Source organism: Mesorhizobium sp. M4B.F.Ca.ET.203.01.1.1 (assembly GCF_004791025.1).
Classification (GTDB): domain Bacteria; phylum Pseudomonadota; class Alphaproteobacteria; order Rhizobiales; family Rhizobiaceae; genus Mesorhizobium; species Mesorhizobium abyssinicae.
In genome coordinates this window covers 203,403-221,658 of sequence record NZ_SRUO01000006.1, presented here as the reverse complement: position 1 = coordinate 221,658, position 18,256 = coordinate 203,403, and the positions used below count along the sequence as shown (strand labels likewise).

At 64.2% G+C, this 18,256-nt stretch carries 20 protein-coding genes; 10 read left to right on the top strand and 10 right to left on the bottom strand.

Going from position 1 to position 18,256, the window contains the following annotated elements:
• Positions 1-25 precede the first annotated feature (25 nt).
• A complete protein-coding gene (locus tag EN846_RS35875) occupies positions 26-847 on the top strand; it encodes a hypothetical protein (protein WP_245509050.1) in 822 nt (273 codons plus the stop codon).
• Positions 848-874: 27 nt separating this feature from the next.
• Here the strand turns inward: EN846_RS35875 and EN846_RS16075 are convergent, their stop codons facing one another.
• Both EN846_RS16075 and EN846_RS16070 read right to left on the bottom strand, forming a co-directional pair.
• Complete coding sequence (locus EN846_RS16075) at positions 875-1,747, bottom strand: MBL fold metallo-hydrolase (RefSeq protein ID WP_127392934.1); 873 nt, start codon at positions 1,745-1,747, stop codon at positions 875-877.
• A 188-nt stretch (positions 1,748-1,935) separates the two neighbouring features.
• Complete coding sequence (locus tag EN846_RS16070) at positions 1,936-3,198, bottom strand: ubiquinone biosynthesis hydroxylase (protein WP_128345964.1); 1,263 nt, start codon at positions 3,196-3,198, stop codon at positions 1,936-1,938.
• Between the two features lie 98 nt (positions 3,199-3,296).
• Between EN846_RS16070 and tesB the strand changes: the two genes are divergently transcribed.
• The 7 genes from tesB to EN846_RS16035 all read left to right on the top strand — a co-directional run bounded on the left by tesB (position 3,297) and on the right by EN846_RS16035 (position 11,584).
• On the top strand, positions 3,297-4,160 hold the full coding sequence (gene tesB / locus EN846_RS16065) for an acyl-CoA thioesterase II (RefSeq protein WP_127309649.1): 864 nt from the start codon (positions 3,297-3,299) through the stop codon (positions 4,158-4,160).
• Between the two features lie 255 nt (positions 4,161-4,415).
• The gene (locus EN846_RS16060) at positions 4,416-4,754 is read left to right on the top strand and encodes a P-II family nitrogen regulator (protein WP_127283490.1); all 339 of its coding nucleotides are present in this window, start codon (positions 4,416-4,418) and stop codon (positions 4,752-4,754) included.
• Between the two features lie 31 nt (positions 4,755-4,785).
• Entirely contained in the window at positions 4,786-6,141 is a 1,356-nt protein-coding gene (locus EN846_RS16055; protein WP_127283491.1) for an ammonium transporter, read from the top strand.
• Between the two features lie 279 nt (positions 6,142-6,420).
• Entirely contained in the window at positions 6,421-6,696 is a 276-nt protein-coding gene (locus EN846_RS16050; RefSeq protein WP_127283492.1) for a hypothetical protein, read from the top strand.
• A 496-nt stretch (positions 6,697-7,192) separates the two neighbouring features.
• The gene (locus EN846_RS16045; RefSeq protein WP_127391876.1) at positions 7,193-9,853 is read left to right on the top strand and encodes a DNA translocase FtsK; all 2,661 of its coding nucleotides are present in this window, start codon (positions 7,193-7,195) and stop codon (positions 9,851-9,853) included.
• 142 nt (positions 9,854-9,995) lie between these two features.
• Positions 9,996-10,661: an outer membrane lipoprotein carrier protein LolA gene (locus EN846_RS16040; protein ID WP_127283494.1), complete on the top strand. Its 666-nt coding sequence runs from the start codon at positions 9,996-9,998 to the stop codon at positions 10,659-10,661.
• 116 nt (positions 10,662-10,777) lie between these two features.
• Positions 10,778-11,584 carry an exodeoxyribonuclease III gene (locus tag EN846_RS16035; RefSeq protein WP_127309645.1) on the top strand — a complete coding sequence of 269 codons (807 nt, stop codon included), beginning with the start codon at positions 10,778-10,780 and terminating at the stop codon, positions 11,582-11,584.
• Here EN846_RS16035 and EN846_RS16030 read toward each other — a convergent pair.
• The 3 genes from EN846_RS16030 to EN846_RS16020 all read right to left on the bottom strand — a co-directional run bounded on the left by EN846_RS16030 (position 11,581) and on the right by EN846_RS16020 (position 14,169).
• Complete coding sequence (locus EN846_RS16030) at positions 11,581-12,672, bottom strand: glycosyltransferase family 9 protein (RefSeq protein WP_127391877.1); 1,092 nt, start codon at positions 12,670-12,672, stop codon at positions 11,581-11,583. The two genes, EN846_RS16035 and EN846_RS16030, sit on opposite strands and share 4 nt — an antisense overlap.
• A gap of 135 nt (positions 12,673-12,807) precedes the next feature.
• Complete coding sequence (locus EN846_RS16025) at positions 12,808-13,263, bottom strand: Crp/Fnr family transcriptional regulator (protein ID WP_127283497.1); 456 nt, start codon at positions 13,261-13,263, stop codon at positions 12,808-12,810.
• 222 nt (positions 13,264-13,485) lie between these two features.
• The gene (locus EN846_RS16020) at positions 13,486-14,169 is read right to left on the bottom strand and encodes a response regulator transcription factor (RefSeq protein WP_126057506.1); all 684 of its coding nucleotides are present in this window, start codon (positions 14,167-14,169) and stop codon (positions 13,486-13,488) included.
• A 144-nt stretch (positions 14,170-14,313) separates the two neighbouring features.
• On the opposite strand from EN846_RS16020, the gene EN846_RS16015 reads away from it, so the two are divergent.
• Positions 14,314-14,850, top strand: a complete 537-nt coding sequence (locus tag EN846_RS16015) for a L,D-transpeptidase (RefSeq protein ID WP_187331387.1) — start codon at positions 14,314-14,316, stop codon at positions 14,848-14,850.
• A gap of 99 nt (positions 14,851-14,949) precedes the next feature.
• Here the strand turns inward: EN846_RS16015 and EN846_RS16005 are convergent, their stop codons facing one another.
• On the bottom strand, positions 14,950-15,195 hold the full coding sequence (locus tag EN846_RS16005; protein WP_127283499.1) for a hypothetical protein: 246 nt from the start codon (positions 15,193-15,195) through the stop codon (positions 14,950-14,952).
• A 130-nt stretch (positions 15,196-15,325) separates the two neighbouring features.
• Here EN846_RS16005 and gcvA point away from each other — a divergent pair, with 130 nt between their 5' ends.
• The gene (gcvA, locus tag EN846_RS16000; protein WP_127391879.1) at positions 15,326-16,246 is read left to right on the top strand and encodes a transcriptional regulator GcvA; all 921 of its coding nucleotides are present in this window, start codon (positions 15,326-15,328) and stop codon (positions 16,244-16,246) included.
• A 7-nt stretch (positions 16,247-16,253) separates the two neighbouring features.
• Here gcvA and EN846_RS15995 read toward each other — a convergent pair whose 3' ends face one another.
• From EN846_RS15995 to EN846_RS15980, 4 genes are all read right to left on the bottom strand, one after another.
• Positions 16,254-16,670, bottom strand: a complete 417-nt coding sequence (locus EN846_RS15995) for a DUF1761 domain-containing protein (protein ID WP_127391880.1) — start codon at positions 16,668-16,670, stop codon at positions 16,254-16,256.
• Positions 16,671-16,752: 82 nt separating this feature from the next.
• The gene (locus EN846_RS15990) at positions 16,753-17,409 is read right to left on the bottom strand and encodes a methyltransferase (RefSeq protein ID WP_127391881.1); all 657 of its coding nucleotides are present in this window, start codon (positions 17,407-17,409) and stop codon (positions 16,753-16,755) included.
• On the bottom strand, positions 17,406-17,831 hold the full coding sequence (locus EN846_RS15985; RefSeq protein WP_127283503.1) for an EVE domain-containing protein: 426 nt from the start codon (positions 17,829-17,831) through the stop codon (positions 17,406-17,408). Before EN846_RS15985 ends, EN846_RS15990 begins: the two co-directional genes overlap by 4 nt.
• Positions 17,832-17,940: 109 nt before the next feature.
• Complete coding sequence (locus EN846_RS15980; protein WP_127283504.1) at positions 17,941-18,237, bottom strand: YciI-like protein; 297 nt, start codon at positions 18,235-18,237, stop codon at positions 17,941-17,943.
• Between the last annotated feature and the right edge of the window lie 19 nt (positions 18,238-18,256).

Sequence of the window (18,256 nt, the reverse complement as noted above, 5' to 3'; positions counted from 1 at the left end):
TCAGCTCTGCAAGAAATTTCAGCACATGAAATCTCTGGCAACATTGAATATTGCGGGATTTGTTGCGTGTCAATGGCATTGCACGAAATATCATTATGTGAAATTTCTTGCAGCGCGCGTCAACCAAACTGCGGCGTCGTCCGCAAGAGGCTGCATCGTTTGCCTTGCGGGTGAGCGACCGAAAGCCAGGACATTCGATCGGTGTGCGGATGCTTGCAGGGAATACCTCTCCCTCTGCACCGGTCGCAATTCTTGCGTGTTGAAGCAACGGCGCAGTTCTCTTATTGTCGCCGGAGTTTTCCGGGGGGATTTCGACATGCCTTTCCTGCTTGCTATCCTTGGCGTGTTGGGAGCGGCCGCGTTCTGGTGGTACCGGATGAAGGCCATGAACGAGGCCGCGCGCGAGGTCGCCGACGTCGTCGGCCGCGTTCAGGGCAACATCCGCCGCAAGAAGCTGCGCAAGCAGGCTGCGCTGTCGCCGCTGACGGCGATCGACAATCCGGTGGTGGCGGCGGCGACGCTGATCACCGCCATCGTGTCGGAACAGGGCCCCATCCTGCCGCAGCGCGAAGCCGTCATCCGCGAAGTGATTTCGGGGATTTCGGATGGCCAGAAGAAGACCGACGAGGCCGTCGTCTACGCCAAGTGGGCAGCGGCGCAGATTGATGACACCACGATCGTCATCGACAAGCTGGCGCCGTTCCTGCGCGAGCGCCTCGACCCGCACGAGCGGGAAGATCTGCTGCAGATGCTCAATCGTGTCGCAAAGGGCGGCGAGCAGAGCCTGAAGATACCGGACCAGCGAATTTTGCGGCTGCGGCAGAAGCTCGGCTTCGAGGTCAATTGACGCCAGCTGGCCGGCCGTTCCTTGTCGTCACCGCGGCAAATGCTCCTCGAACCAGAACGATGAGTGGCGTCGCGAGATGGTTCCCACCGACGGCAAGGGAAAATGCGATGTCATGACGATGCGTCCGCTTTCCGAGCAAGCCTCCAGGAATGCCCAGCGCGTCCGGCGCGCCTGGTCGGGGTCTGCGTCGTACCGAAAGTTCCAGTCGGGGTATATGCACTGCATCGGCCAGTGCATGAGATCGCCGGAGAACACCGCCCCTATGCCGAGAGATCTCAGTCCGATGGCAACGTGTCCCAGGGTGTGGCCGGGCGTCGGCTCCAGCCGCACTTCCTTGTCGAGTTCATGGTCCATGTCGACAAACACCGCCCGACCAGCCTCGACGATTGGCAGCACATTGTCCTCATAGGTCCGTGTGGCATCGCCAGAGGCCGCCTGTGCGGCCTCGAACTCACGCCGCGCCATGATGTAGCGGGCGTTGGGGAATGTCGGTATCCAGCGACCGTCCACCAATCGAGTGTTCCAGCCGCAATGATCGACATGAAGATGGGTGCACAGCACAAAGTCGATCTGCTCGGGAGCGACACCTGCATTCGCCAACCGCTGCAAGAACGTGCCGTCATTGCGGCGGTGCCAATGCGGGAAATCCGCGATTGTCTTGTCGTTGCCAACGCAACCGTCGACCAGGATGGTGTGGCGCCCGGTACGAACCAGAAAACTCTGGATGGGAAGAATAATCCGCCCGGTTGCCGGCGATATCGATCGAGGCGTGAGCCAATGAAGATGCGGTTCGAGTGCTTCGTCGGTGCAGTCGGGGAACCATTCCGACGGCGTCCGCAGTGGGTCGCACATCTCCAGAATTCTGGTTACCCGGATATTTCCGATTCTCCAGTCGTCCAATGAAGCGCCCCTGCTTCGGTCGAGGATGGATCGACCAAGGATATCATATGTAGCCGGCCGGTGTCAGACGCGCGCTGGAAAGGAGCGCCGGCGATCGACGCCATTTGGCACCAGCAATGCATTCCGCCATGGTGTGCAGCCGCTTGGGCAAGGGCATGGGCCAAGACAAAGACACAGCGCGGTTCGCTTCAGATCGCCTCGCCCTTCAACAGCCTCGGCGTGTCGCCGGACAGGCCCGAGGCCTGGCGGATGAAGAAGTCCTTCAGCTTCGGCATGCGCTCGACGAGGCCGAGGCCGATGTCGCGTGCCGCACGCAGCGGGCCGACGTCGTTGGAGAACAGCCGGTTCAGCACGTCGGTGGTGACGCCCATCTGGACGGTGTCGAAGCGGCGCCATTGCTGGTAGCGCTCGAGCACGTCGAGCGCGCCGATATCCTGGCCGAGCCGGTCGGCCTCGACCACCACCTCGGCCAGTGCCGCCACATCCTTGAAGCCGAGGTTGAGGCCCTGGCCGGCAATCGGATGGATGCCGTGGGCGGCGTCGCCGGCAAGCGCGATGCGGGATGCGACGAAGGCGCGGGCAAGGGTCAGCCCGAGCGGCCAGGCGCGCGGCTTGTCGGCGACGTGGATCTCGCCGAGCTTGAGGCTGAAACGCAGCTCCAGCTCGTGCTCGAAAACGAGGTCGTCGCCCTCGACCAGCTTTTGCGCATCCTCCGAGCGTTCGACCCAGACGATCGAGGAGCGGTTGCGGCCGTCCTTGTCGGGCTTCAGCGGCAGCGTGGCGAAGGGGCCGGCGGGCAGGAAATGCTCTTCGGCGCGGCCATTGTGCGGCCGCTCATGCGCCACCGTGCAGACGATGCCGGATTGGCCATATTCCCACTTCACCGTCTTGATGCCGGCCATCTCGCGCAGCTTCGAGTTGACGCCGTCGGCGGCGATCAGCAGCCGCGCCTTCAGCGTCGCCCCGTCGGCCAGATGCACGGTGATGCCGGCGCCGTCGGTCTCGAAGGCGCTGACGGCGAGGCCCTCGATGATGTCGATGCCGAGTTTTTCGGCGCGCCGGCGCAACGCGCCGTTCAGGTCCCGGTTGGCGACCATATGGGCAAAGGGCTCGCCAGGCGCCACTTCGCCGTCGAAGGTCAGGAATACCGGCCGCACCGGATCGGCGGCGCGCGAATCGGTGATGATCATCTCGGTGATCGCCTGCGCCTGCGGCGCGATCTCGCTCCAGACGCCGAGCTGCTCCAGCATGCGGCAGGCAGCGGCGGCAATCGCCGAGGCGCGGCCATCCTTTTGCCAGACGCCGGCGGGCGCGGCATCGACGACGGCGACGGCGAGGCTTGGACGCGCCTGTTTCAGCGAAACCGCGCTGGCCAGGCCGACATAGCCGGCGCCGGCGACGAGCACGTCGAGCGAGGCCCTCGATCCCGCATCTGCCTTACGGTCAACCATTGGCAAGTTCCTTTCGCGGCTCTGGAGCGCCTGGCCTTGACTGCCCGCCCTTCCTGTCCGAAACCGCCATAACATCTTTTGCGGCTGGAGCGCGAAACATGACGGCGGCCATGGACGAGCTTCTCGACATTCTCGACCTCGAGCAGCTCGAACACAATCTGTACCGTGGTCGCAGCCCCAAGCTCGACTGGCAGCGCGTCTTCGGCGGCCAGACCATCGCGCAGGCGCTGGTCGCCGCCCAGCGCACGGTCGAGCCCGAGCGCCACGTGCACTCGCTGCATGGCTATTTCATGCGGCCGGGCGACACCAAGGTGCCGATCATCTACGAGGTCGACCGCATCCGCGACGGCGGCTCCTTCACCACCCGCCGCGTCGTGGCGATCCAGCACGGCCAGGCGATCTTCTCGCTGGAGGCCTCCTTCCAGCAGGACGAGATCGGCCTCGAGCACCAGGTGCCGATGCCGCAGGACGTGCCGGCGCCTGACAATCTGCTGAGCCAGCGCGAACTGCTCGGCAAGTTCGGCGAGGCGGTCCCCGACGGCATCAAGCGCTACTGGGAGCGCGACCGGCCGATCGAGATGAAGCCGGTGATGCTGAAGCACTATACCAGCCGGGAAAAGCTGGAGCCGAAGCAGAACATCTGGATCCGCACCACCGGCCCGGTGCCGGCCGATCGCGCAAGCCAGGCCGCGGTGCTCGCCTATCTTTCCGACATGACGCTGCTCGACACCTCGACTTTCGCGCATGGCCGCGCCATTTTCGACCGCGACATCCAGGCGGCGAGCCTCGACCACGCCATGTGGTTCCATCGCAGCCACGCGCTCGACGACTGGATCCTCTACACGCAGGACAGCCCCTCCACGCAAGGCTCGCGCGGCTTCACGCGCGGCTCGCTGTTTGCCCGCGACGGCACGCTGATCGCCTCGGTCGCCCAGGAAGGGCTGATCCGGCTGAAACGTTGAGCAATAGCCGGCTTCCGGTTCAAGCCTGCCGAATGGGCATTTTTGAAAATTTGCCTATTTTTTAATCATCTGTCTTGCCGCGCCGCTCGACAGCTGACGTCGCCGGCCTCTCCAATCTCTTTGTTTGCAACAGGTTAACGGGCTGCTTCGGCAATTGGCACGGAGCTTGAATCCTTGTGGGCACTTACCGGCTCTCATTGGGATCGGTGAAGGTGTGCAAACGCGGGGGACCGCAACAGCAAAGGGTGAAACCTTATGAAAATCGTGATGGCAATCATCAAGCCGTTCAAGCTCGATGAGGTGCGCGAAGCGCTCACCGCAGTCGGCATCCAGGGCCTGACCGTCACCGAAGTCAAAGGCTACGGGCGTCAGAAGGGACATACGGAAATCTATCGCGGCGCGGAATACGCGGTCAGCTTCCTGCCCAAGATCAAGATCGAGGTCGCGGTCGGTGCCGACACGGTCGACAAGGCCGTCGAAGCCATCACGTCGGCAGCCAAGACCGGTCAGATCGGCGATGGCAAGATCTTCGTCTTCGGCATCGACCAGGCGGTGCGCATCCGCACCGGCGAAACAGACACCGACGCGCTCTGAGCGGCGATCACCCATTCCAACGGAGAGTTCAATGAATATTCCTTCCACCTTGAAGACGACGGGGCGCGCGGCCGCGCTCGGCGCGCTCGCCCTGACAGCCCTGGGCACGGTTGCCGCCTTCGCGCAGGAAGCGGCTCCGGCAGCCGCCGCCGCAGCGCCGGCAGCTGCGCCGACGCCGGTGCTCGATACCGGCAACACCGCCTGGATGCTGACCTCGACGGCGCTGGTGCTGATGATGACCATTCCGGGCCTGGCGCTGTTCTACGGCGGCATGGTGCGCAAGAAGAACGTGCTCGCCACCATCATGCAGAGCTTCGCCATCACCTGCCTGGTGACGGTGCTGTGGTTCATGTTCGGCTACTCGCTGGCCTTCTCCGACGGCGGCAGCACGAACGCCTATGTCGGCGGCTTCTCCAAGTTCTTCCACCACGGCATCACCACCTCGACACTGTGGCTGCCCGGCGTGGCGAACATCCCTGAATTCGTCTTCTCGATGTTCCAGCTGACCTTCGCCATCATCACCCCGGCGCTGATCGCCGGCGCCTTCGCCGAACGCATGAAATTCTCGGCGCTGCTCATTTTCATGGGCCTGTGGCTGGTGTTCGTCTATGCGCCGATCGCGCACTGGGTGTGGGGCGGCGGCTTCCTTGGCACGGCAGGCGTTCTCGACTTCGCTGGCGGCACGGTCGTCCACATCAACGCCGGTGTCGCGGGTCTCGTCTGCGCGTTGGTGCTCGGCAAGCGCGAGGGCTACGGCACCGCCAACATGGCGCCGCACAACCTCGTCTACTCGGTCATCGGCGCTTCGCTGCTGTGGGTCGGCTGGTTCGGCTTCAACGCCGGTTCGGAACTGGCTGCCGACGGCCTCGCCGGCGCGGCGATGCTGAACACCCAGGTCGCCACCGCGGCTGCGGCGCTCGCCTGGATGTTCGCCGAATGGATCATCGCCAAGAAGCCCAGCGTGCTCGGCATCATCTCGGGCGCCGTCGCCGGCCTCGTCGCGGTGACGCCGGCTTCCGGTTTCGTCAATCCGACCGGCGCCTTCATCATCGGCATCGTCGCCGGCGTCGTCTGCTACATCTCGGCGGTCAAGGTGAAGCACATGCTCGGCTATGACGACTCGCTCGATGCCTTCGGCGTGCACGGCGTCGGCGGCATCGTCGGCGCGCTGCTCACCGGCGCGCTGGCCGATCCGGAGATCAACGCGCTCGGCAAGGGCGCCTCGGTCGGCACCCAGATCTACGGTATCGTCTTCACCATCCTGTGGACGGCGATCGCGACCTTCGTGATCCTCTACATCGTCAAGGCGCTGGTCGGCCTGCGTCCGAGCACCCAGGAAGAGATCGAAGGCCTCGACATCAGCCAGCACGGCGAAGTGGTGCCGTAAGGCTATCGACATCCGGCGCCGGCATCCTCCCGCCGGCGCTTCAGAAGAATCCCGTCGTGACGCTCCGAAAGGTGCTCACGCATTGAGGCCCGGAAACATCTTCCGGGCCTCCTTTTTTGGAGAATCGTGCGCCTCGGAGAGGCAAGAGAGGAATCGTTTTTGACGCGATCACGGTCGCGTGATGTGCCAGCGGGAAGAAACATAGGGCCTTCCGGCTCCGTACTGGGGGTAGCGACCGCCGTTCTGGCGCTCGTTAAACATCAGGGAAGGAACCAACCGATGAACATCAAGACCATCTTCCTCGGGGCACTTGCTCTCTCCATGGTCAGCGGCGCCGCATTGGCCGGTGCTCTCGACGAACCGGACAACATGGCGCCGTTCTTCACCGATGCCGGCATGAAGACCATGAAGCCGGAGGCCGATTTCAAGGCGGCCTGGGCTGCGATGGCCAAGGACAAGCAGGACATGATGATGAAGGAGTGCCAGGACGCGGCGATGAGCAAGCCTCACGCCGAATTCTGCGCCAACCTGATGATGTATGCCGGTCACAAGTGATTGCGAAAGAGATAGGCCCGGACGGGCCCGTCGACTCGCCATCCCAATGAGCAATGGCGGGCCGAACGGCCCGCCATTGTCGCCCGACCGATAAAGCCGGCTTCAATCCCCGCGCGCTGCATCCATAGCGAACGACCCGTCGAGTCTTGCGGGAGCATCAAGCGAATGTGATTCAGAGTGATTGAGTTCGGCTCCGTTCATCGGCTAGTCTTTGCCCGATCCAAACCCCCGGGGATCATGGAAGGTGAAATCCCACTTTCGCTCTCCTCAACGAAAGGCCTCGCTGGCTCCGCTCGCGAGGCTTTTTTGAATCCGCGGGCCAGACTGCCGAAGGGCCGCGAGACCGGGAGTCGCAATTCAACCGCCGGTAAAGCGCCGGAGTCGTCTCAACTTCTTATAGTTAATGCGCCCTTAACCTTCCCACCGATAGTCTGTCATCCGAATCTGCCGGCCTGCGTCATGCGTCCGGCCAGGCACCTACAGACGGGGAAGAGGCATGCGTTCAGGGGCTTCAGCACCGCTCGCGCTGACCGATACGGGGCACGGCATCCAGGCATTCGCGCGGCGCCAGCTCGGCCGGCTGGTCGGCGCCGGCCTGTTCGTGCTCGTCGCCTTCGGCGTCGCCAGTCTCGCCACCTGGAACGTCGCCGATCCGAGCTTCTCGCATGCCACCGACAACATCGTCACCAACGCGATGGGCTATGCCGGTGCGGTGTTCTCAGACCTCGCCATGCAGTTCTTCGGGCTTGCCGCCGTCGCGGCCCTGGTGCCGGCAGTGATCTGGGGTTTCCTGCTGTTTTCGGCGCGCGGCGTCGACCGGCTGCCGAAACGCGGGCTCGCCTGGTTCGGCTTCGCGCTGCTGGCGGCCGCGATCGCCGGCTGCGTGACGCCGCCCAAGACCTGGCCACTGCCGACCGGCCTCGGTGGCGTGTTCGGCGACATGGTGCTGAAGATTCCCGGGATCGCTGTCGGCGGATATCCCAAAGGTCTCTTTGCCAGCATTATCGCGGTTATCCTTGCTGCGCCGGCGCTCTGGCTGTTCGCCTATGGCTCGGCGCTGCTCGCCCGCAAGAACGGCTTTGCCGTCATGGAGCGCGCCGCCGAGCCCGACCCGCGCGAGCAGGACAACTTGCTCTTCGACGAGGATGAGGACGAGGGCGACGAAGGCATACTGGCGCTCGGCGCGATCACCCATTGGTGGTTGTCGTTCAGGGCCTGGATGCATCGCCGCGCCGCGCGCCGCCAGCAGGAGCGCGACGAGTACGAGCCGGAGATGGAGCCGCGCGCCAGCGCCTGGCGTCGTGCCGCCGAGCGTGTCGAATCGGCCGAATTCGCCGAGTCGCGGATGAGTCCGGGCGGCCGCGCCCGCGTCGAGCCTGAATTCTTCGCCGCCATGGTCAACGACCGCAGCGTCTCGGTCGATCCCGACGATGACGACGTCTTCGACAATGACGAGGACGAGGACATGGATTTCGCCGACGAGGCGCGGGCCCCGCGCCGCGCCGCGCCGAAGGTGCAGAATTTCCGCTCCGATGCCGCCACCCGCGTCGAGGCGCCGGCGGCGCGCCCGGTGCCGGGCGCGCGTGTCCAGCGCGAGGCGCAGACCTCGCTGATCGGCTCGGACATGTTCGAGATGCCGTCGCTGCATTTCCTGTCGGAGCCGAAGAACGTCGTGCGCGACGCCAGCCTCTCCAAGGACGCGCTGGAGCAGAATGCGCGGCTGCTCGAGGGCGTGCTCGAGGATTTCGGCGTCAAGGGCGAGATCATCCATGTGCGGCCGGGGCCGGTCGTCACGCTGTATGAACTCGAGCCGGCGCCCGGCATCAAGTCGTCGCGCGTCATAGGCCTGTCCGACGACATCGCGCGCTCGATGAGCGCGATCGCCTGCCGCGTCGCGGTGGTGCCCGGGCGCAACGCCATCGGCATCGAGCTGCCCAACGCCAAGCGCGAGACGGTCTATCTCAGGGAGATCATGGCGAGCCGCGATTTCGAGACCACCAAGGCGAAGCTGGCGCTGGCGCTTGGCAAGACCATCAATGGCGAGGCGGTCATCGTCGACATCGCCAAAATGCCGCACGTGCTGGTCGCCGGCACCACCGGCTCGGGCAAGTCGGTCGCCATCAACACCATGATCCTGTCGCTGCTCTACCGGCTGACGCCGCAGGAGTGCCGGCTGATCATGATCGACCCGAAGATGCTCGAACTCTCCGTCTATGACGGCATCCCGCACCTTCTGACGCCGGTCGTCACCGATCCGAAGAAGGCGGTGGTGGCGCTGAAATGGACCGTGCGCGAGATGGAGGACCGCTACCGCAAGATGTCGAAGGTCGGCGTGCGCAACATCGACGGCTTCAACGCGCGCGTCCAGCAAGCCGAGAAGAAGGGCGAGAAGATCTCGCGCACCGTGCAGACCGGCTTCGACCGCCAGACCGGCGAGGCGATCTACGAGACCGAGGATCTCGATCTCGAGCCGATGCCCTACATCGTCGTCATCATCGACGAGATGGCCGACCTGATGATGGTTGCTGGCAAGGACATCGAAGGCGCGGTGCAGCGCCTGGCGCAGATGGCGCGCGCCGCCGGCATCCACGTCATCATGGCCACGCAGCGCCCCTCGGTCGACGTCATCACCGGCACGATCAAGGCCAATTTCCCGACTCGCATCTCCTTCCAGGTGACGTCGAAGATCGACAGCCGCACCATCCTTGGCGAACAGGGCGCCGAACAGCTGCTCGGCATGGGCGACATGCTCTACATGGCCGGCGGCGGCCGCATCCAGCGCGTGCACGGACCGTTTGTCTCCGACGACGAGGTCGAGCGCGTCGTTGCGCATCTTAAGCTGCAGGGCGTGCCGGAATATCTCGACGCCATCACCGAGGATGACGACGAGGACGAGGAGGAGGCGTCCGGCAAGGGCGGTTCAGGCGGCGGTGGCGGCGGCAATTTCGACGATTCCGACGACCCCTACGACCAGGCGGTGGCAGTGGTGCTGCGCGACGGCAAGGCCTCGACCAGCTACATCCAGCGGCGGCTCGGCATCGGCTATAACCGCGCCGCCTCGATCATCGAGAAGATGGAGAAGGAAGGCATTGTCGGTCCGGCCAATCACGCGGGAAAACGCGAGATACTGGTGCCGACCGAGGACGACAAGTTCTAGGGTTCCGGCGCCCATCGACCCGGTACCGGCAACCTTGAACCTTTCGGCGCGTTGAAGCGACGGAGCGTCACTGGAAGCGCCAAACTTAAGCCTAACTGGGGGCCCAGAGACTGCGACACCATCGAATCAGAGAGTGACCGGCATGAAAAACGCACCTTTCGCCCCGAATCGCCGCCAAGTGCTTGGCCTCGGCCTCGTGCTCGCCGGCGCGGCAAGCGTCAATGTCATACCTGGGTTCCAGCTTCTGGCGTCGGCGCAGGCGGCGATTCCGCCGGCGGCGCAGAAGATCGCCGACCACTTCTCGTCGGTCAAATCGATGAGCGGCGAGTTTGTGCAGTTCGGGCCGAAGGGCGAACAGACCGGCGGCAAGTTCTTCCTCGAACGGCCGGGCAAGATCCGTTTCAACTATGACGGATCGTCGAATTTCCGGGTCATCTCCGACGGCAAGTCGGTGGTCATCCTCAACAAGAAGCTCAACACCTCCGACCTCTACCCGCTGTCGAAGACGCCGCTGAAGCTTCTGCTCGACGACCGGATCGATCTCTCGGGCGGACGGGTGAAAAGCGTCAAGGAAGAGGACGACCTGACCACGATCCAGCTCTCCGACAAATCGGTGTTCGGCAATGCCAGGATCACCATGATGTTCGATCCGAAATCCTATGAACTGCGCCAGTGGACCATCACCGACGCGCAGGGCAAGGACACGACGGTGATGATCTTCAACGTCAAGGAAGGCGTCAGCTTCGCGCCCGATACGTTCGCCATCGACTATACGGCGAACCGCGAGTTGAATACCAAGACAAGATAACTTCCTTCGTCTTAGTGCTCTTGCGAGCGGCGGCGCCAGCCTCGGTGGTTGTCGCCGGCTTGTTTTTATGGCTGGCGGCTGGCAGTAGTTCGGCGACCTCTTGCCGGACCCGCCGCATGCCCTTTTCCATCGCCACCTGGAACATCAACTCGGTACGCCTGCGCATGCCGATCGTCGAGCGCCTGCTCGTGGAGCATGCGCCGGACGTGCTCTGCCTGCAGGAGACGAAGGTCCCGGACGAGCTGTTTCCCGAAAAGGCCTTCCGCAAGCTCGGCTACGAGCACATCGCCTTCCACGGCCAGAAGGGCTATCACGGGGTGGCCACGGTGGCGCGGCGGCCGATCGAGCTGGTCGAGAAGCGCCGCTTCTGCGAGATCGACGACAGCCGGCACCTGTCGGTCAGGGTAAGCGCCGGCGGCAAGTCGATCCTGCTGCACAATTTCTATGTGCCGGCCGGCGGCGACGAGCCCGACCCGGAGATCAACCGCAAGTTCAGGCACAAGCTCGACTTCGTCGCCGAGATGAACGGCGTGCGGGCCGAGCATGACGCGCTGTCCGGCTCGGTCCTGGTCGGTGATCTCAACATCGCGCCGCTGGAGCACGATGTCTGGTCGCACAAGCAGCTGCTCAAGGTGGTCAGCCACACGCCGGTGGAGACCGAGAGCTTCGAAGCGATGCGGCGCGCCGGCGACTGGGTCGACCTGATGCGGCTCAACGTGCCTGCCGAGCAGAAACTTTACACCTGGTGGAGCTACCGCGCGCAGGACTGGGAAGCGTCGGACCGCGGCCGGCGGCTCGACCATGTGTGGTCGTCGCCGAACCTGGTGGACCACTTCACCGGTTATGAGATCCTGCGCCCGGCGCGCGGCTGGGAGCGGCCGTCGGACCATGTGCCGGTGATTGCCAGGTTCGACCTGGACTAAAGGCCGCCGGCGGACGGGTAAACGCGAGGCGCGTCGAGCCGTTGGGCGGACAGATATTCCGTCGTGTCGACATGAGCCAGCAGACTGGGATGATCGCGACGGCGCGTCGCCAACATCCGGCGGGCAGCCTCGATGATCTTCGGCGGCGGGACATTGGCGACCAGGCCGGTTGGACTTGCCTGGCGTGCCTCGACCATGTCCACACTGTTCGAAAGCGGCCTCCAGCGCGCCATGTTGGCACCGCTGTTGACCATGACCATCGGCGTCATCACCGTGGCCATCAGATGCGCAGTACCGCCCTCGGCGCCAATGTAAAGATCGGCAAGCTCCCCGAGCGCGAGCAGGATGTCGCTGACGGCGATATCCGGCGCGGTGCCGGAATCGACAAGCTGCAATTTCGGCACTCGTCGAACCAGTTCGGCACTATCGGGGCCGACACCTGGCGTTTTCACATAGATAAGGTTGGCGCCATCGCTGATCATGGCGTCGGATATCGCGACGACCTGATCCGCTGTCATTCGCTTGTTGCCATCGCCATGGGCCGCGACAATGATCAATGGCGCCTGGCTGCCGCCCGCCAGGCTCCTGGCCGCCGCACGCGCGGCCGGCGTCGGCTCCAGGCGATGATCGAAAGGCAGCCGCTTCCCGGCAAGACGTTCGACAAGGCGGTGGTAGCGCCATGCATTGTGCTCGGGTCGTGCCTCGGGTCTATGGCGGGGGGGCAAGGAAAGGGCGAAAGCCGGAAAGTTTGCTTCATAGACGATGCCGCGGCCGATCAGCGACGCCCAGGTTTGAACCAGCCAAGGCGCCACGATACGGAAATCGACAACGGCCACTCGCTGCTGGGCCTTGCGGTGGCCGGCGACCAGATGCGCCAGCGGCGTCTCTACACTAATCGCGTCGACCAGGTGGCGGACATGGCCGTTGAGAGCATCCGCGAGAGTGGATGTCTCGGTGCTTCCGTATACGAGCAAACTGTCGGGAAATGCCGTTCTCGCGGCCCGCAAGGCCGGGATTCTAAGCAAGCCGTCGCCGAACGCATCCTTGCGTGAATACAAGATAATCGTCTCGTACCGCGCTGGCAGCATGCCTCGCTCCCCCCAGGAGCTTGGTGGTGGCGGTGCCGACGCGGCCCGCCCTACAGGTCCTGTAGGATTTCGCCTTTTGCCTGTCAACGGAACCTCGCCTCTCGGGTCCAGGCGATCAACGCCGGCGCTGTTGGCTTACTCGGTGAACCGCGGGCCGAGCTTTTCGATGCGGCTGATCATCTGCTGGAATTCCTCGAGGATGCGCTCGTGCAACAGCACCGCAATCTCCGGATATTCTTCCAGGATGCGGCGGAACATCTTGCGACTGAGCCGGATCACCTCCGAATCGACCGCGGCCGATGCGCTGGTCAGCCGGTTGGTATCGGCAATCAGCGCCAGCTCGCTCAGCATGGTGCCCGGACCAGCCGTGCCGATCGGGATGCGCTCGCCGCTCTGCTCGCGATAGAGGACGATGCGGCCGCTGACCACGATATAGGCGGAGTCAGCCACGTCATCCTCGCGGTAGAGCTTGTGGTCCGCCTGCAGCAGGGTGGTTTCGGCGCCGAAGGCGAGCAGGCGCAACTGCTCCTGCGTGAAGCCCTCGAAGAGCGTCACGGCGGACAGGATGCGGATGTCGTCATCCAGCGCCATCTAGCTATGTCCCCGAGCGGTCAGTCCAGTCCCTCCCTTGGAGCGCCGCGTCCTCCAGAACGCGCAAGGACGCTCCAACATCCTTGAGTCTACGCATCGTGCTCGCCAAAAATCGATTCCGATTTTTGGCCGATGCGCTTCGGAGCCGATCCAACCACCCTCCAGCACCAGGATCGCTTCCGAAGCGGTCCCGCCCTGACCGCTCATCGGATCATGAAAAGTTTAAGGAACCAGCTTGTAGCCGCCGCTTTCTGTCACAAGAATTTCGGCATTGGAAGGATCGCGCTCGATCTTCTGGCGCAGCCGGTAGACATGGGTTTCCAGCGTGTGCGTGGTGACGCCTGAATTGTAGCCCCAGACTTCTTCCAGAAGCACGTCGCGCGTCACCACCTTCTGTTCGGCGCGATAGAGGTACTTGATGATCGAAGCCTCCTTTTCGGTCAGCCGCACCTTGGCGCCGCGCTGGTCGATCAGCAGCTTCTGGCTTGGCTTGAAGGTATAGGGGCCGACCGAGAAGGTGGCGTCCTCGCTCTGCTCATGCTGGCGCAGTTGCGCGCGGATGCGGGCAAGCAGCACGGCGAAGCGGAACGGCTTGGTCACATAGTCGTTGGCGCCGGCCTCGAGACCGAGAATGGTGTCGGAATCGGTGTCGTGTCCGGTCAGCATGATGATCGGCGCCTTGTAGCCGCCCTTGCGCAGGATCTTCACCGCCTCGCGCCCATCCATGTCGGGCAGGCCGACATCCATGATCAGGAGGTCGACGAGGCCGCCGCGCGCCGCGGCGACGCCTTTTGCCGCCGTCGCTTCCTGCTGGACGTCGAACTCTTCGTAGAGGGCCAGTTGCTCGACGAGCGTGCCGCGCAGGTCGTCATCGTCGTCGACGATCAGTATGGTGCGTGAGGTCATGGATCAATCCGTTGTTTTAAAAAGAATATTCAGTTGACCGTCCCCCATTTATGCTGAAGCTGACCGGCACAACAGCCGATCACAGTGATTTGTTCCGTGACACGATCATACAAGAAAAAACGCCCATGCAATGCAGACGGCGCAATTTTGCCAAAAGGCCTCACCGTGCTCAGCGTGCGCGCCAGACCCGGCCATCCCAGCCAGGGCCTGCTGCAGGCCGGCAGCCTGGTGTTTGCCTGCGCCCTGGGACGCGGCGGCATTTCGGCGAACAAGCGTGAAGGCGACGGCGCGACGCCGCTAGGCGCCATGCGCCTGTTGTCGGGCTATTTCCGCGACGATCATTTTTCCGGCGGCCGCCGGACGCGGCTGGCGATGGTCCCGATCGGACCCGACCTCGGCTGGTGCGAGGTGCCGGACGACCGCAACTACAATCGCCCGGTGAAGATCCCCTATGGCGCCAGCCATGAGCACATGCGGCGCGCCGACAGGCTCTACGATGCCTGCCTTGTGATGGACTGGAACATCGCGCCGCGCCGGCGCGGCCGCGGCAGCGCCATCTTCTTCCATCTGGCGCGGCCCGGCTTCACGCCGACCCAAGGCTGCGTGGCGGTGACGGCGCGCACCATGGCGCGGCTGCTGCCGCTGCTGTCGGATCGGACGGTGGTGAGGGTGGTGAGGTGAGGGAGTAGGCAGTAGGCAGTAGGCAGTAGGCAGTAGGCAGTAGGCAGTAGAAAGAAATGCTCTCTTCCCCTATCTGCCTAATCCCTACCGCCCACTGCCTCACTTCTGCCAGCCGGTGCCGAGCAGCCCGATTTCGCGGATCTGCCGGTCCACAGCCTTTGCCACGTCCCGGCGCTCGGCGCCGATGTCACGCAACAGCTCGTCGGAGAGATCCTCGATGGATTCGTGGGGAAGCTGGGCAGCGACCCGCGCCTGGCGCAGCCAATCGAGGGTGGCGCGCAGCCAGACTGCGATGCCGGAGCGGGAATTGAGGGCGGTGTGGGACTTCAGAACGATCTCGGTCATGGCTCTATCCGGTTTCTCCGGATGTCAAATCCGGTTTGATAGTGTTTCGATGCTGCAATCATGCCGGATTGAAAAATAAACAGGAAACGAGTAGTTCTTGTCTGATCATCAAGTTTTATTTGGAGATCGAATGGCCCGCCTGCTGCCCGGAACGCGTGCGCTGAGGACGTTCGAAGCGGCGGCCAGGCACCTCAATTTCACCCGCGCCGCCGACGAGCTCGGCCTGACGCCGGCGGCGGTCAGCCACCAGATCAAGGAGATCGAGGACCAGCTCGACCTTGCGCTGTTCACCCGCACCAGCCGCACCATCCGGCTGACGGAGGCCGGAAACGTCCTGTTCGAGGCGTCGATCGACGCGCTCGACCTGCTCAACCGGGCGGTGTCGCGGGCCCGCAAGATGACGCGCGGCACGGCGCTGCTGAAGGTGACGCTCGACGCCCAGTTCGCGACAAAGTGGCTGATGCGTCGCGTGGACGATTTCCGCCAGCAGAAGCCGGGCATCGAGCTGCGTTTCGACATCACCTACGATGTCAGGGACTTCGAGCGCGACGATGTCGATATCGGCATTCGCTTCGGCACCGGCAAGTATCCCGGGCTTGCCGCGCATCGCCTGTTCGACAACATCATCATCCCGGTGTGCAGCCCGGCGCTGCTGGCGTCCGGCCCGCCGCTCAACGAGCCGCGCGACCTCTTTCGCCACACGCTCGCGCATATCGACTGGTCGCGCCAGGGCGTGACGTGGCCGAACTGGAGCATGTGGATGCACGCGGCCGGCGTCGACGATTTCGACGATAGCCGCACGCTTGTCTTCGGATCCTCGACCGATGCCACGCAGGCGGCGCTCGACGGCAATGCGGTGGCGCTGGCCGACTTCGCCATGGTCGCCAACGACCTTTCGCAAGGGCGTCTGGTGCGACCCTTCGAGCTCGGCATCAGGGTGGCGCCGGAGTTCGCCTATTTCCTGGTTTATCCGGAAGCCGTGAAGGACGACGCGCGCGTCGCCGCCTTTCGCGAATGGCTTATCGAGGAAGCGGCGAAGACGCCGACATGATGGCGCCCTAGCCGGCCGGCGCGCCGAACCACCCGATCACCGCGCCGATGAGGAGCAGCACGCCCAGCCAGTGGCCGGCGTCGATCAGCGTCAGGTCCCAGCCGAAGCCTTCGTAGCGGTGGTTGACCGACAGCGTGGTGGCGACGAAGCCCAGCCAGAGCACGAAGGCGAAGATCAGCCCGGCGATGAGGCTCGGCTCGCCGCCGGTCATCGCGCCGACGACGAGGCTCAGCACTAATGCCATGACCAGCTCGGCGATGAAGGAGATGATGAAAGGCAGCGGCGATCGTTTCATCGTCGCCGGATCGAGCTTGGCCGCCTTGAGCCACGGCTTGCTGAGCGTCGTGTACCAGGCAGCGCCGAACAGCCACGCCACCACGGCGGCAACGACCACCGCCAGCCAGTTCACCGCTGAGAAATCCATGCGTCCCCCCTCCCGATGCATGTCGTTCCAAACATGCACCCTCTTTGAATCGCGGCGATGGAACGCCTGTTCGGCGCTGCCGTCAAGCAAGGCGCCAGACGGTCGTGCGCTTGACCTCGGCATCCTCCAGCACGCGCGTCACGGGCACCTGGTAGACGGCCAGTGACCACAGGCCGTCCTTGGGCAGATAGGCGCGGCCGGGATCGCCGACGAGGATGTCGGCGCCGCGCGCCGTCAGCGCCTGGAACCAGGGCAGCAGCCTGTCGGCGAAGGACCTGTCGTAGAAGACGTCGCCGGCCAGCACGACATCCCAGCCCATGTCGGCGCCGACGCAGTCCTGGCCGAGGAATTCCGCCTCGGCCAAGTTGGCCTCGAGGTTGAGGGCGATCGCCGTCTCGCAGAACGGATCGATGTCGGCGGCGGTCACCGCCGCGGCGCCCGCCTTCGCGGCAGCGATGGCGACCAGGCCTGAGCCGGAGGCGAAGTCGAGCACCCGCTTGCCGCGAACGGTTTCGGGATGGTCGAGCACGTAGCGGGCAAGGCCCTGGCCGCCAGCCCAGGCGAACGCCCAGAACGGTGGCGGCAGACCGATCGCCGCCAGTTCCTCTTCCGTGCGCAGCCAAAGGTCATGCGCCTCGTCGGCGAGATGCAGGAGCACTTCCGGCACATGCGGCGGCGCCATCAGCGCCGTGTTGTCGAGAATGAACTTCTTCGCGCTTTTCGGCGTCAGCCGGGTCACGGCGCCGGCGAGAGATCGGCCATGCGGCAGACCTCTTTCCATTCGGCCGGCGTCACCGGCTGCACGGAAAGCCGGCCGAGCCGCACCAGCGCCATCTCGGCGAGCTTGGGATTGGCCTTGACCTGCTCCAGCGTCACCGGGGTAGGCACCTCCTTGAAGGCGCGGATGTCGACGCATTCCCAGCGCGGATCGTCGCTCGTGGTGTCGGGATGGGCGAGCGCGCAGACCTCGGCGATGCCGACGATGTTGAGCCCTTCATTGGAATGGTAGAAGAAGCCGAGATCGCCGATCTGCATCGCCTTCATGTTGTTGCGCGCCGCATAGTTGCGCACGCCGTCCCATTGCGTGCCGGCCTTGCCCTTGGCCTTGAGCGCCTCGAAGGAGAAGACCGAGGGTTCGGACTTGAACAGCCAGTAGTTCATCTCAGTTGTCCCCTTGCCATTGTCGGTTGGCTACAATGAAGCGTTCGCGCTCCCACTACCCTTACCCTTTCCCCGTTCTCGCGAGGAGAGGGGCGCGCCAAGCGATCGATCAAGCGCCGGCGGGCTTCTGGAAGACCCAGTTCCACGGGCGGATTTCGACGCTTTCGAACAGGCCGGCCTTGGCATAGGGATCGCTGGCCGCCAGGACTTGCGCCGCCGTCATATCCACTGCCTCGATCATGACCAGACTGCCGTCGGGCTTGCCGTCAGCGTCGAGGAAGGGCCCGGCAAAGGCAAGTTTTCCTTCGCTGATCAGGCCTTGCAGGAACGCCGCATGCGCCGGCCGCGTGTCGACCCGTAACTGCAGCTTGCCGGGCTTGTCCTTGCAAATCAACGCAAACAGCATGGTCTAAAACTCCGATGGT

Excerpts from the sequence above, each read along its gene's own strand:
- EN846_RS15980 (WP_127283504.1), bottom strand. The coding sequence starts at position 18,237 with ATGCTGTTTGCGTTGATTTGCAAGGACAAGCCCGGCAAGCTGCAGTTA.
- EN846_RS16050 (WP_127283492.1), top strand. The coding sequence starts at position 6,421 with ATGAACATCAAGACCATCTTCCTCGGGGCACTTGCTCTCTCCATGGTC.
- EN846_RS35875 (WP_245509050.1), top strand. The coding sequence starts at position 26 with ATGAAATCTCTGGCAACATTGAATATTGCGGGATTTGTTGCGTGTCAA.
- EN846_RS16030 (WP_127391877.1), bottom strand. The coding sequence starts at position 12,672 with ATGCTGCCAGCGCGGTACGAGACGATTATCTTGTATTCACGCAAGGAT.
- EN846_RS16005 (WP_127283499.1), bottom strand. The coding sequence starts at position 15,195 with ATGACCGAGATCGTTCTGAAGTCCCACACCGCCCTCAATTCCCGCTCC.
- EN846_RS16040 (WP_127283494.1), top strand. The coding sequence starts at position 9,996 with ATGAAAAACGCACCTTTCGCCCCGAATCGCCGCCAAGTGCTTGGCCTC.
- EN846_RS16035 (WP_127309645.1), top strand. The coding sequence starts at position 10,778 with ATGCCCTTTTCCATCGCCACCTGGAACATCAACTCGGTACGCCTGCGC.
- EN846_RS16025 (WP_127283497.1), bottom strand. The coding sequence starts at position 13,263 with ATGGCGCTGGATGACGACATCCGCATCCTGTCCGCCGTGACGCTCTTC.
- EN846_RS16060 (WP_127283490.1), top strand. The coding sequence starts at position 4,416 with ATGAAAATCGTGATGGCAATCATCAAGCCGTTCAAGCTCGATGAGGTG.
- EN846_RS16070 (WP_128345964.1), bottom strand. The coding sequence starts at position 3,198 with ATGGTTGACCGTAAGGCAGATGCGGGATCGAGGGCCTCGCTCGACGTG.
- EN846_RS16045 (WP_127391876.1), top strand. The coding sequence starts at position 7,193 with ATGCGTTCAGGGGCTTCAGCACCGCTCGCGCTGACCGATACGGGGCAC.
- gcvA (WP_127391879.1), top strand. The coding sequence starts at position 15,326 with ATGGCCCGCCTGCTGCCCGGAACGCGTGCGCTGAGGACGTTCGAAGCG.
- EN846_RS16055 (WP_127283491.1), top strand. The coding sequence starts at position 4,786 with ATGAATATTCCTTCCACCTTGAAGACGACGGGGCGCGCGGCCGCGCTC.
- EN846_RS16020 (WP_126057506.1), bottom strand. The coding sequence starts at position 14,169 with ATGACCTCACGCACCATACTGATCGTCGACGACGATGACGACCTGCGC.
- EN846_RS15985 (WP_127283503.1), bottom strand. The coding sequence starts at position 17,831 with ATGAACTACTGGCTGTTCAAGTCCGAACCCTCGGTCTTCTCCTTCGAG.
- EN846_RS15995 (WP_127391880.1), bottom strand. The coding sequence starts at position 16,670 with ATGGATTTCTCAGCGGTGAACTGGCTGGCGGTGGTCGTTGCCGCCGTG.
- tesB (WP_127309649.1), top strand. The coding sequence starts at position 3,297 with ATGACGGCGGCCATGGACGAGCTTCTCGACATTCTCGACCTCGAGCAG.